This is a genomic window from Pseudomonas sp. MF6747 (assembly GCF_963890955.1).
In the GTDB taxonomy this organism is placed as follows: domain Bacteria; phylum Pseudomonadota; class Gammaproteobacteria; order Pseudomonadales; family Pseudomonadaceae; genus Aquipseudomonas.
Genome location: NZ_CAWPSZ010000052.1, coordinates 188014 through 201182, shown reverse-complemented (window position 1 = coordinate 201182; position 13169 = coordinate 188014). Strand labels below are relative to the sequence as shown.

The 13169-nt window shown below is 62.1% G+C and carries 8 protein-coding genes and 1 pseudogene; 4 read left to right on the top strand and 5 right to left on the bottom strand.

Annotation, left to right across the window (positions count from 1 at the left end):
• Positions 1 to 146: 146 nt before the first annotated feature.
• Positions 147 to 1637, bottom strand: a complete 1491-nt coding sequence (gene amaB / locus AACW30_RS29520) for an L-piperidine-6-carboxylate dehydrogenase (RefSeq protein ID WP_200624038.1) — start codon at positions 1635 to 1637, stop codon at positions 147 to 149.
• A 153-nt stretch (positions 1638 to 1790) separates the two neighbouring features.
• Between amaB and AACW30_RS29515 the strand changes: the two genes are divergently transcribed.
• The 3 genes and pseudogenes from AACW30_RS29515 (at position 1791) to nadE (ending at position 4958) form a co-directional block, all read left to right on the top strand.
• A complete protein-coding gene (locus AACW30_RS29515; protein WP_106577643.1) occupies positions 1791 to 2687 on the top strand; it encodes a LysR family transcriptional regulator in 897 nt (298 codons plus the stop codon).
• Between the two features lie 226 nt (positions 2688 to 2913).
• Positions 2914 to 4127, top strand: a pseudogene (gene pncB, locus AACW30_RS29510) (nicotinate phosphoribosyltransferase).
• 3 nt (positions 4128 to 4130) lie between these two features.
• On the top strand, positions 4131 to 4958 hold the full coding sequence (gene nadE / locus AACW30_RS29505; RefSeq protein ID WP_119737893.1) for an ammonia-dependent NAD(+) synthetase: 828 nt from the start codon (positions 4131 to 4133) through the stop codon (positions 4956 to 4958).
• Positions 4959 to 5153: 195 nt separating this feature from the next.
• Here the strand turns inward: nadE and azu are convergent, their stop codons facing one another.
• Positions 5154 to 5600: an azurin gene (gene azu, locus AACW30_RS29500; protein WP_119737895.1), complete on the bottom strand. Its 447-nt coding sequence runs from the start codon at positions 5598 to 5600 to the stop codon at positions 5154 to 5156.
• A gap of 331 nt (positions 5601 to 5931) precedes the next feature.
• Here azu and AACW30_RS29495 point away from each other — a divergent pair, with 331 nt between their 5' ends.
• Positions 5932 to 6114, top strand: a complete 183-nt coding sequence (locus tag AACW30_RS29495) for a hypothetical protein (protein ID WP_106577640.1) — start codon at positions 5932 to 5934, stop codon at positions 6112 to 6114.
• 46 nt (positions 6115 to 6160) lie between these two features.
• Here the strand turns inward: AACW30_RS29495 and AACW30_RS29490 are convergent, their stop codons facing one another.
• The 3 genes from AACW30_RS29490 to AACW30_RS29480 all read right to left on the bottom strand — a co-directional run bounded on the left by AACW30_RS29490 (position 6161) and on the right by AACW30_RS29480 (position 12986).
• Positions 6161 to 7051, bottom strand: a complete 891-nt coding sequence (locus AACW30_RS29490) for a transglutaminase family protein (RefSeq protein ID WP_119737897.1) — start codon at positions 7049 to 7051, stop codon at positions 6161 to 6163.
• Positions 7051 to 9537, bottom strand: a complete 2487-nt coding sequence (locus AACW30_RS29485) for a circularly permuted type 2 ATP-grasp protein (RefSeq protein WP_200624037.1) — start codon at positions 9535 to 9537, stop codon at positions 7051 to 7053. The genes AACW30_RS29490 and AACW30_RS29485 overlap by 1 nt, the downstream gene beginning before the upstream one ends.
• A gap of 158 nt (positions 9538 to 9695) precedes the next feature.
• On the bottom strand, positions 9696 to 12986 hold the full coding sequence (locus tag AACW30_RS29480) for a transglutaminase family protein (protein ID WP_119737901.1): 3291 nt from the start codon (positions 12984 to 12986) through the stop codon (positions 9696 to 9698).
• Positions 12987 to 13169 lie beyond the last annotated feature (183 nt).

The following is a 13169-nucleotide window of genomic DNA, read 5'->3' as shown; positions in this document are numbered from 1 at the left end:
AAACCACTTTTCCGAACTGCCAATGAGGTCAATGTGGGAGCGGGCTTGCTCGCGAAAGCGGTGTGTCAGTCAACAGATATACAGCTGATCCACCGCATTCGCGAGCAAGCCCGCTCCCACATTTTCAACCGCGTTTCGACAGGGATTTAGTCGAAGGTAATACCCTGCGCCAGCGGCAATTCCAGCGAGTAGTTAACGGTATTGGTCTGGCGACGCATGTAGCCGCGCCATGCATCCGAACCCGACTCGCGCCCGCCGCCAGTCTCTTTCTCACCGCCAAACGCGCCACCGATTTCCGCACCGCTCGGGCCGATGTTGACGTTGGCGATCCCGCAATCACTGCCTACCGCCGACATGAACTGCTCGGCTTCACGCACATCGGTAGTGAAGATGCACGACGACAGGCCTTGCGGCACGGCGTTATTCAAACGCAGGGCTTCGGCAAAGTCGCTGTAGCCGATCACATACAGAATCGGCGCGAAGGTTTCGGTGCACACCACGTCGCTTTGCTCAGGCATTTCCACAATCGCCGGCGACACGTAGTAGGCATTCGGGAATTTATCTTCCAGCTGACGCTTGCCGCCGAACACCTTGCCGCCTTCGCTCAAGGCCTGCTCCAGGGCGTCCTGCATGTTTTCGAAGCCGTGTTTGTCGATCAGCGGACCGATCAGGTTGCCTTCCAGCGGGTGGCCGATGCGCACCTTGGAATACGCCGCCTTGAGGCGGGTGACGATTTCCTCTTTGACCGACTCATGCGCGATCAGGCGGCGCAGGCTGGTGCAACGCTGGCCGGCGGTGCCGACGGCGCTGAACAGGATGGCGCGTATAGCCATGTCCAGGTCGGCGCTTGGGCCGAGGATCATTGCGTTGTTGCCGCCCAGCTCGAGAATGCTGCGGGCGAAGCGGGCGGCGACTTTGGGCGCCACTTCGCGGCCCATACGGGTGCTGCCGGTGGCGCTGATCAGTGCCACGCGCGGGTCATCCACCAGCGCGGCGCCGGCGTCGCGGCCACCGATGATCACTTGGCTCAGGTACTCGGGCGCATCGGTGAATGTTTTCAGCACACGCTCGAACAGCGCCTGGCAAGCCAGCGCGGTGAGCGGGGTCTTTTCCGACGGTTTCCAGATCACGGCGTTACCGCACACCAGCGCCAGCGTGGTGTTCCACGCCCATACGGCCACCGGGAAGTTAAAGGCGCTGATCACGCCGACCACGCCCAGCGGGTGCCAGGTTTCACGCATATGGTGGCCCGGGCGCTCAGAGGCGATGGTCAAGCCGTACAACTGGCGCGACAGGCCGACGGCGAAGTCGCAGATGTCGATCATTTCCTGCACTTCACCCAGGCCTTCCTGAGTGATCTTGCCGGCTTCCAAGGACACCAGCTCGCCCAGGTCTGCCTTGTATTCGCGCAATACGTCGCCGAACTGGCGCACCAGCTCGCCACGGCGCGGTGCCGGCACCTTGCGCCAAGCCTCGAATGCATGCTCGGCGCGACTGACCTGTTGCTCCACCTCGGCGGCGCCTTCCCAGTGCACACTGCCGATACGGCTGCCGTCGATCGGCGAATGCACGGGTTGTTTTCCCGACTGGTACAGCGCCGGGTTCACCCCGAGACGATCAAGCAATGCGGCAACCATGGGTCACTCCTTCAATTTCAAACAGAAAATTCGCGCCGCCACAGACACGGCGATCCTGGCCTTATTTGTAGCTGGCCCAAGACTTGCCAACAAACGACGATTAGGCGAGATATCATTCCGTTTATTCATGCAAAGAATAAAAAGAGGCGTGCCGTGCTGAACAAAAGACATTTGCCCTCGATCACCGCCCTGCAGTGTTTCGAAGCCGCCACCCGCCACCTGAGCTTTACCCGGGCCGCCGAGGAACTGAACCTCACGCAAAGCGCGGTAAGCAAACAGGTCGCGCAGTTGGAAGAGTTGCTGCAACACCTGCTGTTTCGCCGGGTGCGCCGCCGCTTGCAGATGACCCCGGCGGGTGATTTGTACTTGGTGGAGGTGCGAAAAATCCTCACGCAGGTGGAGATGTCCACCCATTACCTGCGCTCCTACGGCGGCGAGACCGAAGTGCTGCGGGTGTCCACGCCCTACACCTTCGGCGCGCGCTGGCTGGTGCCGCGCCTCAAAGGCTGGCGTTTGCGCCATCCGCACATCCATTTGGACCTGTGCAACGAGCAGGAGCCGGACGAACTGCTGCAAGGCAAGGCCGACATGGCTTTTTACTTCGGCCAGGGCTCACGGCCCGGCACCGAGAGCCTGAAACTGTTCAGCGAAGCATTGGTGGCGGTGTGTGCGCCGGAAAGCCTCCCTGCGCAGCCGTTCACCGACCCCACGCAACTCAGCGACCTGGTACTGCTGCAGAACGCCTCGCGGCCCCAAGGCTGGCATGACTGGTTCGCCAGCCAGGGTTTCCACACCGAGCACAGCTACCACGGGCCGCGCTTCGACACCTTCTATATGTGCATTCGCGCGGCGCAAGTGGGCTGCGGCGTGGCCTTGCTGCCGCGCTTTCTGGTGGAAGAAGAATTGGCCGAGGGCAAGCTGGTGATTCCCTGGCAGCACGCGTTGCCCAGCCAGGATGCGTATTACCTGGCGTATCCGGAGCATTCGGCGGAGGTGCCCAAGGTGCGCGATTTTGTGAAGTGGATGATGGAACAGGTAAAGCCTGTTTGAGGTGCGTCGCCTGCAATACCGCCTTCGCGAGCAAGCCCGCTCTCACACTTGAAATGCATTCCAACTGTGGGAGCGGGCTCGCTCGCGAAGGCGCCAATGGCCACAACAACAGTGCCAAGCTGAAAAAACACTGGCAAAACCCCACGGGTCTATGCGCCACTAGCGCCATTCCTTAATAGTGCGTAAAGGTCGGCGCCCATCGTCGACCCGTCTGGAGATTCCCGTTATGAGCGAGAGTGTGTTTGCCGATCGCATCGTGCAGAACTTGCTCGACACCGACTTCTACAAGCTGACCATGATGCAGGCGGTGCTGCACAACTACCCGAATGTGGAAGTTGAATGGGAGTTCCGTTGCCGCAACAGCGAAGACCTGCGCCCGTACCTGGCGGAAATCCGCTACCAGATCGAGCGCCTCGCCGAGCTGAGCCTGAGCCCGGATCAATTGGGCTTTCTGGAGCGCATCAGCTTCATGAAGCCGGACTTTTTGCGCTTTCTGGGGCTGTTCCGCTTCAACCTGCGCTATGTGCAAACCGGCATCGAGAACGGCGAGCTGTTTATCCGCCTGCGCGGGCCGTGGCTGCATGTGATCCTGTTTGAAGTACCGATGCTGGCCATCGTCAGCGAAGTGCGTAACCGCTACCGCTATCAGACCGTGATCCTCGAACAGGCCCGCGAGCAGCTGTACCGCAAATTCGACTGGCTGACCGCCAACGCCAGCAGCGACGAGCTGTCGGAACTGCAAGTAGCCGACTTCGGCACGCGCCGGCGCTTCTCGTACCGGGTGCAGGAAGAAGTGGTCAGCGTGCTCAAGCACGACTTCCCAGGCCGCTTCGTCGGCACCAGCAACGTGCACCTGGCCCGCGAATTCGACATGAAGCCGCTCGGCACCATGGCCCACGAATGGATCATGGCCCACCAGCAACTCGGGCCGCGCCTGATCGACAGCCAGATCGCCGCGCTCGATTGCTGGGTCCGCGAATACCGAGGCCTGCTGGGCATCGCGCTGACCGACTGCATCACCACCGATGCTTTCCTCGGCGACTTCGACTTGTACTTCGCCAAGCTGTTCGACGGCCTGCGCCACGATTCCGGTGACCCGGTGCAGTGGGCAGAAAAGGCCATCGCTCACTACCACAAGCTCGGCATCGAGCCGATGAGCAAGACGCTGGTGTTCTCTGACAGCCTGTCGCTGCCCAAGGCCCTGGAGATTTTCCGCGCGTTGCGCGGTCGCATTAATGTCAGCTTCGGCATCGGCACCAACCTGACCTGTGACATTCCAGGGGTTGAGCCGATGAGCATCGTGCTTAAAATGACGGCCTGCAATGGCCAGCCCGTCGCGAAAATCTCCGATGAAGCGGGCAAGACCCACTGCACCGATCCGAATTTCGTCGCCTATTTGCGTCACTTTTCAAAGTACCTGCCCTTTCCAGCAAGGAGTGAATCATGCAAGCCGTACAGCGTGAGATTGCGCAGCAGCTCAAGGTCCAAGCCCCGTTCAAGGACCAGGCCGCCCTGGAGGCCGAAGTTGCCCGCCGCGTGACCTTTATCCAGGATTGCCTGCGCAATTCCGGGCTCAAGACCTTGGTGCTGGGCATCAGCGGTGGCGTCGACTCCCTGACCGCCGGCCTGCTGGCCCAACGTGCGATGCGCGAACTGCGGGCCAGCAGCGGCGACGAGGCCTACCGTTTCATCGCCGTGCGCCTGCCCTACGAAACCCAGTTCGACGAAATCGACGCTCAGGCTTCGGTGGACTTCATCGAACCGGACGAGCGCCACACTGTGAACATCGGCCCGGCGGTCAAATCCCTGGCCAATGAAGTGGCGGCCTTTGAAGGCAAGGCGGCGGTGTCGCGTGATTTTGTACTGGGCAACACCAAGGCGCGCATGCGCATGGTGGCGCAGTACACCATCGCTGGCGCGGCCGGTGGCCTGGTGATCGGCACCGACCATGCGGCGGAAGCGGTCATGGGCTTTTTCACCAAGTTTGGTGATGGTGCCTGCGACCTGGCGCCATTGAGCGGGCTGGTGAAAAACCAGGTACGTGCGATTGCTCGGCACTTTGGTGCGCCGGAATCGCTGGTGGAGAAGATCCCGACGGCCGACCTCGAAGACTTGTCGCCAGGCAAGCCGGACGAAGCATCCCACGGCGTGACGTACGCCGAGATTGATGCCTTCCTGCACGGCGAGCCAGTGCGTGAAGAGGCGTTCAAGATCATTTGCGACACGTATCGCAAGACCGAGCACAAGCGGGTCATGCCATTCGCGCCGTGAGGTGAGCCAGATAGTTTTGTACTGATTGTTAGATCGCCTTCGCGAGCAAGCCCGCTCCCACATTTGAACGCATCCTCATGCTGGAAGTCGATCAAGTGTGGGAGCGGGCTTGCTCGCGAAGAACGATAACGCGGTACTACAGACCGCCCACAAAAAAGCGCCCCGCAAGGCGCTTTTTTTTCGACCGGAATCGGCTTACTTGACGGTCACAGTGCCTTTCATCATCGAGATGTGGCCTGGGAACGAGCAGAAGAACGCGTAATCCGTACCGGCGGCCAGTTTCGACACATCGAAGGTCACGGCGTCTTTCTCGCCAGCACCAATGATCTTGGTGTGGGCAATGATGCGGGTGTCGCCGTCTTTGAGGTAATTCTTTTCAATGCCGGCGGCCATGCCGTCGCTGGCGATGCCAGGCATGTCGGCGGCGGAGCTCAGCACCCAGTTATGGCCCATGACGTTCTTCGGCAAGCTGCCGGAGTGTTCCAGGTTTACGGTGAACGTCTTGCAGCTCTTGTCGATGGTGATTTCTTTGGTGTTGAAGGACATCTGGTCGGTGGAATCAACAGTGACCGCGCACTCTGCAGCAAGCAACTGGCCGCTCGCCAGTGTCAGCAGGGAAACAGCAACGATTTTGGCAAACATGTGAATCTCCATGGCAGGGTTTAAAAAACGCGTATTGCGACAAGGGTGCCTCAAGCAGGCTTGAATTCTTATGATCTGCATCAACAGATTGTATACAACTTTAGGCTATCAGACTGATCAACACAATCTACCAGCCAAAGTTCGACCACCTGCCTATGATCAGCTCATCCCCCTTGGAGCCCGCGCCATGCATCTGAATCAACTGTTCAACGGTCTGCTGGCCGCGTACGCCTGCGGTAAGTGAAGGCCAACCGCGCCGCTAAGCTGCTACCATAGCGACCCAAGGCAGCTGCGCGCCGCCACCCTCACCTTCGACCCTAGAGGATCGCCCATGGCCAAACCTAATTACTCCTTCGCCAAACGTCAGAGAGACTTGGCCAAGGAGCAGAAGAAAGAGGAAAAGCTGCAACGCAAGAAAGCCGCTGCAGATGAAGAAGCAAGTGCACTGAACCCGGATGCCGAAGGTGAAGTGGCAACCGACGAAACCGAGACACCGAAAGACCCGGCTGAATAAATTCTGTTGAGGTGAGCAGGCCTTCCCTGCTCGCCTCAATCCACTGTTATTGCAGCGGCATCACCGTCACCCGCACCTCCGGGTCATGGTTCCCTCCTCCCAGAATCACCCCCCGCAACGGCGACACATCCGAGAAATCCCGGCCCCAGGCCAAGGTGATGTGCTCCAGTGCCGGCTGCACATTGTTGGTCGGATCAAAATCTACCCAGCCCGACACCGGGCAAAACACCGAAACCCACGCGTGCGACGCATCGGCGCCGATCAGCCGTGGCTGGCCGGGCGGTGGCTGCGTAAGCAGATAGCCACTGATGTACCGCGCCGCCAGGCCACGCGAGCGCAGGCACGCGAGCATCAGGTGGGCGAAGTCCTGGCACACGCCGCGTCGGCGCTCCAGCACTTCCACCAGCGGCGTGGCGACCTGAGTGGCTTCGGCATCGAAGGTGAACTCGCTGAAAATCTTCTCCATCAACGCCTGCACGCCGAGCAGCAACGGCTCGCCAGGCGGAAAACAGCTTTCGGAAAACTCGACGAAGGTTTTTTTCAGGTGCACGTAGGGCGACTCGAAGCGATAGCGGCAGGCTTCGATCAGTTCGGCTGACAGCGGCTGGCTGCTGTAAGTCAGGCTGTCGCGGGTTTGATCCCAGGCCGGCGACTGCTGAAAATCCAGCGCAGGCCGCGCCAGCACTTCGACGGTCAGCCCTGCATTCACCAGCAGTTCATCATGGGGCCGTTCGAACGCCAGCCGGGTGATCGGGTTGCCGAACACGTCCAGCTCATCGCGCCGCGCCGTCGGCTCCGGGCTGATGTCCAGTTGCTGCGAACTGCAACGCTGCCACGCGCAAGGCCGTGGCCACAAGTGCGCCAGCTGTTGCGCCAGCGACACCGGGCTGTCGTAGTGGTAGTGGGTATCGTGAAAAATCTGGTAGCGCGCACTCATCACACCGACACCGTCTGCTGGCTGACATCATCCACATGGGCAAAATGGCGCAACGCCAGGCGATCCGACACTTGCCCACTCTCATCGGCCACCGCTTGCAGCAGGTCAGCCAGGCCACCCAACGCGGCACGCACGCTGGACTCGCCGAACAGCGGGTTCTCCAGGCAACCCAGGTCAAAACGTGCCAGTCGCTCCACCAGCGGCGCCAGCCCGGTTTCCCGAGGCACACCGAAGTCATCGTTAAGACGACGTAACGTGCGGCTGACCAGTTTCAGCTGGAACAGCACCGCATGCGGGTTCTGCTCATCCAGCAACAACAGGTCAAGCACCGGGATCAGCTGCGGCACCGCCAGGTAGCGCGAGCGATAGGTGATGCTGCTGTTACCCAACTCCAGCAGCCACTCAAGCCCGGCCTGATCAAACACCGCCACACCACGCAGGAACGCCGCCAGGCTGCTGCTCAGGAACTGCAGGCGCTCGATGCGCCGGCCCATCATCAAGAAGCGCCAGCCTTCATCACGGGTCATGTCATCCAGGGCAAAGCCGGACAGCGCCGCCAGGGACATCACCAGGCGGTTGAGGAAATCCAGCAGCTCGCCGAAGTCCGGGGTTTCGCTTTCCAGCTCCAGGGCTTCGCGCTGCAGCTCGACCAAGGCCTGCCAGTTTTCTCGCGACAGCTTGCCGCGCACCTGGGACGCCGCCCACTGCAGACGCTGCAGGTTGGCACGCAGGCTCGATGGCCAGTCATCGCCAAGCAAGGCGGCAAGCAGCCGCTCGGGCAATTCCCCTTCTTCGGGCAGCAAGCGCAGGGTCTCGCCCAGCTCGACCGCCGCCTGCAAGGCCAGCGGATCGTCACCGTCCACATACCGCGCCAGCACAATCCGCAACCAGCGCGCACTGTCATCACAGCGCTCGCAGTAACGGCCGAACCAAAACAGGTTTTCCACCACGCGTGACGGCAGGTAGGGGTCGCGGCGCACCAGATCGTGGGCGCCAATTGGCCGCTGCGCGCGCCACTGCTCACTACCGGCAGCGCGTTCGCCCAGCACCCACGTGTCTTTGCTCGCGCCGCCGCGTTGCATCGATACCACCTCGGCGTCGGCCTCGGCCGCCACACGGGTGAGGCCGCCGGGCAGCACGCGATAACCTTCGTCGCTGGCCACCGCGTACACGCGCATGCCGATGGCGCGGTGCTGCAAATGGTCATCCACGGTATGCCACACCGGCGCCTGGGACAGTTGCGCCAATTCCTGGGCGACATACGCATAAGGTCGCGCACGCATGCGGTCGGCCAGCGCCTGGCGTTGTTCGTCGTTCAAGTCGCGGCCAAATACCGGGGTGAAACTTTGCGATGGAAACGCCGGTTTGATCAGCAGCTCGGGCAGTTTCTCCAAAGCCTCAGCGAGCACCGGCGCCTCACCGCACCACCAGGTGGCGATGGACGGCAGGATCAATTCTTCGCCAAACAGGAACTGGTTGATCTTCGGCAAAAAGCCGAGCAAGCCCGGCGACTCCAGCACGCCGCTGCCCAGGGCATTGGCCACCAACACATTGCCTTGGCGCACGGCATCCAGCAGGCCGGGCACGCCCAGGGCAGAGTCGGTGCGCAGCTCCAGCGGGTCGCAGAAGTCGTCGTCCAGGCGACGCATGATCGCGTGCACCCGGCGCAGGCCGCTGAGGGTTTTCAGGAACACGGTGCTGTCGCGCACGGTCAGGTCGCCGCCTTCCACCAACGGGTAGCCGAGCTGTCGCGCCAGGTACAGGTGTTCGAAATAGCTCTCGTTGAAACGCCCCGGCGTGAGCAGCACGATCAGCGGCGACTGGTCGTCGCAGGAAGCCTGGCGGGCCAGGGTTTCCTGCAGCGTGCGGAAGAAACCGGTGAGGTGCTGAACCTGCAGGTCACGGTACAAATCCGGAAAGGCGCGGGACACGATGGTGCGGTTTTCCAACGCATAACCCGCGCCCGAAGGCGCCTGGGTACGGTCGGCGGTGACCCACCAGCGGCCATCCGGGGTGCGCGCCAGGTCCACGGCGTACAGGTGCAGAAAGGTACCGTCCGGCGGCTGGATGCCCTGGCACGGCCAGAGGAAGTTGTTATGCCCGAACACCAGCTCAGCCGGCAGCAGGCCTTCTTTGATCAGGCGCTGCGGGCCATACAGGTCGGCCAACACGGCATTGAGCAGGCGCGCACGCTGGGCGATACCGGCCGACAAGTGCCGCCACTCATCGGCGGCCAGCACATGCGGGAGCAGGTCCAGCTCCCATGGGCGATCGGCGCCCTTGGGGTCGGCGTAGACGTTGTAAGTCACGCCGTTTTCCTGGATCTGCCGGGTCAGCAGCGCCTGGCGCTGGGCCAGTTGCGCGGGCGTGCTGCGTTGCAGGTGATCAAGCAAGCGCTGCCAATGGGCACGCACCGCGCCACTGTCGTCCAGCAGTTCGTGGTAAGTGCCCGCGGTCAGCGGGTAACGGTCGAGCAAGTCGGACATGGAACGCTCGGCAGAGGCAAGGGAAAGTCAGGTTAACTCAAATTCACTGCAATCTATTGTGGGAGCTGGCTTGCCTGCGATTGCGATTTCCAGCCACCTTATTGGCTGGTTGATATATCGCTATCGCAGGCAAGCCTGCTCCCACATTTAAATCGCATTCAGTCATTTTTATTGGGGAAACGCCGCAAATCCAGGGTCATCGGTAGTTCGTCATTGATAACCAAAGGAGGCACAGGCAACTTGCCAGGGCTATGCCCCAAGCGGAAAAACCGCGCCATACGCCGGCTCTCTGCCTCATTGGCGTTCACCGGCAAGCTGTCGTAATTGCGCCCGCCAGGATGGGCGACATGATACTGGCAGCCGCCCAGCGAGCGTTGCATCCAGGTGTCGAGCAGGTCGAACACCAGCGGCGCGTGCACCGCGATGGTCGGCTGCAGGCAGTTGGCCGGTTGCCAAGCGCGGTAGCGCACGCCGGCGACAAACTCACCCACGCGCCCGGTCGGCTGCAGGGGCACCGGAATGCCATTGCACGTCAGCAAATAGCGTTGTGGCGGCAGCCCGCTCAACTTCACCTGCAAGCGCTCAAGCGACGAATCCACATAACGCACCGTGCCGCCCACCGCGCCCTCCTCGCCCAGTACGTGCCAAGGCTCCAGAGCCTGGCGCAGCTCCAGTTCGATGCCGCTGACGGCGTAGTCGCCGACCTTGGGGAAACGAAACTCCAGGTGCGCGGCAAACCATTCGGCTCGCAGCGGGTAACCGGCGGCGTTCAGTTCGACGATCACGTCGGCGAAATCCTGCTCGATGAAGTGCGGCAACAAGAAGCGGTCATGCAGCTCGGTGCCCCAACGCGCCAGTTTTGGCGGCGCGTACGGCTCACGCCAGAAACGCGCGACCAAAGCGCGCAGCAGCAATTGCTGGGTCAGGCTCATGCGCGCATGCGGCGGCATTTCAAACGCGCGCAGCTCCAGCAAACCCAGGCGCCCGGTGGCGCCGTCCGGTGAGTAAAGCTTATCGATGCAGAACTCGGCGCGGTGGGTGTTGCCCGTCACGTCGATCAGCAGGTTGCGCAGCAGGCGGTCGACCAACCACGGCGGGCATTCTTCGCCGGGCTCGGGCATCTGCGCGAAGGCAATTTCCAGCTCGTACAGCGCGTCGTTTCGCGCCTCATCCACTCGGGGTGCCTGGGAGGTCGGGCCGATAAACAGCCCGGAAAACAGGTACGACAGCGACGGGTGGTTATGCCAGTAGCTGATCAAACTGCGCAGTAAGTCCGGGCGGCGCAGGAACGGCGAATCCTTGGGCGTGGCGCCGCCGAGCACAAAGTGGTTACCACCGCCGGTGCCGGTGTGGCGACCGTCGATCATGAATTTCTCTGTGGTGAGGCGGGTTTGCCGCGCCTCTTCGTAGAGAAATTCGGTGCGCTCGACCAACTCGTCCCACGTGGCGGACGGCTGCACGTTGACCTCGATCACACCCGGGTCCGGCGTGACCCGGAAGTTGCTCAGGCGTGTGTCGAACGGCGGCTCGTAACCTTCCAGCAACACCGGGCAATGCAGCTCCTCGGCGGTGGCTTCGATGGCGGCCACCAGTTCGAGGTAGTCCTCGACGCGTTCCAGCGGCGGCATAAACAGATACAGCCGCCCTTCGCGCGCTTCAGCGCACAAGGCAGTGCGGGTCAGCCAATCGGCGGACTCGTCCACCTTCGGCACGCGCTCATCGCTGGGCGCGGGTTCGCCGTGGCTTTGCAAGTGTGAAGCACTCGGCAGCGCCGGCTGATCCTGGTTCGGGTCGGTCGGGTGCACAAACGGGTACTCCGCCGCCGTCACCCAAGGCTGCGAGGCCAACGGCAGGCGATAGCCCAGCGGCGAATCGCCCGGCACCAGGCGGCAGTGGTTGTCGCGCAGGTACCAGCGCCCACTCTGCCAGCGGTCATTGGCGGCCGTGCGCGCCAGCGGCAACACTTGGCCGATGACTTTATCCAGGCCCTGGCTGAAGACTTTGCGCAGGCGTTCGCGCTCCAGGTCGTCGCTCAGCCGTGGGTCTTGGGCGGTGACATTTTGCGGCAGCGCGCCTTCGCGCCACAGGTAGTAGAAATTGTCTTCGAAGGCCGGAAACACGAAGCGCGCCGGCAACTTCAGGCGCTCGGCGACGCTGGCCAGGAAGCGCCCGGCCATCACGCCGTCGGCACCGTAATCCTGCTGTTCATCGGCGATCAGCGCGCTGTTGTGCCAGATTGGCACGCCGTCGCGGCGCCAGTAACAATTGAGCGACCAGCGCGGCAGTTGCTCGCCGGGGTACCACTTGCCCTGGCCGAAGTGCACCAGCCCCGTGGGCGCGTAGTGTTTGCGCATGCGCTGGAACAACTCGGCAGACAGGCGACGCTTGTCCGGCCCCAGCGCAGCGGTGTTCCACTCGGCGCCATCGGGGTCGTCGATGGAAACAAAGGTCGGCTCGCCGCCCATGGTCAGGCGTACATCGTCCTTGAGCAGGTCGCCGTCGATCTGCCGGCCCAGCGCCTGGATCGCCAGCCACTGCTCTTCGGTGTAGGGCTTGGTAACCCGAGGCGCTTCCCAAATCCGCTCAACCGACATCTCGTGGGTAAATTCACACTCGCAGGGCTCCACCAGCCCGCTGATGGGCGCGGCCGAGGATGGATCAGGACTACAAGCCAACGGAATGTGCCCTTCACCGGCGAACAATCCGGAGGTCGCATCCAGGCCGATCCAGCCGGCGCCGGGCAAATACACTTCGCACCAGGCGTGCAGGTCAGTGAAGTCCACTTCGGTGCCGGAAGGACCGTCGAGGGCTTTGACGTCGGCGGTCAGTTGGATCAGGTAGCCCGACACAAAACGCGCCGCCAACCCCAGATTGCGCAGCAACTGCACCAACAGCCAGGCCGAATCGCGGCAGGAGCCGGAAGCGTTTTGCAGGGTGAACTCCGGGGTTTGCACACCCGGCTCCATGCGGATCAGGTAGCCGATATCAGCCGCCAGGCGCTGGTTGAGGCCGACCAGAAAGTCCACGGCCGGCAAGGGCGTGCGGTCGATGCCGGCCAGGTAGGCGGCAAACTTCGGCGTCAGCGGCAGGGTTTCCAGGTACGGCGCCAGCTCGCGCTGCTCATCGGCGGCGTAGCTGAAAGGGATCTTTTCGGCGTAGGGCTCAAGGAAAAAGTCGAACGGATTGAATACCGCCATCTCAGCGACAAGGTCGACTTCAATGCGCAGCTGGTCAGTCTTTTCCGGGAACACCAGGCGCGCCAGGTAATTACCCTGCGGGTCCTGCTGCCAATTGATGAAGTGCTGCTCGGGCAGCACTTTGAGTGCGTAGGACAAAATCCGCGTGCGGCTATGGGCAGCCGGGCGCAAACGCACGATCTGTGGGCCGAGTTCGACAGCGCGGTCGTAGCGGTAATGCGTAACGTGGTGCAACGCGACATGAATCGACACGGCGGCCTCCTGCGAGCCAGGGCATGGACACAAAGCGCGCAAGACTTATGCCAGAGCGGCCGTCATTGCGCTTTATCGTAAGACCCGCTGCAGTACAGCACCAAAACAGCGCCATCGTCAGTGCGATGGTGCATACGCTGCACATCTTTGTGGCGTGCGCGCGCGGTTGGGGTGGTGAATCTA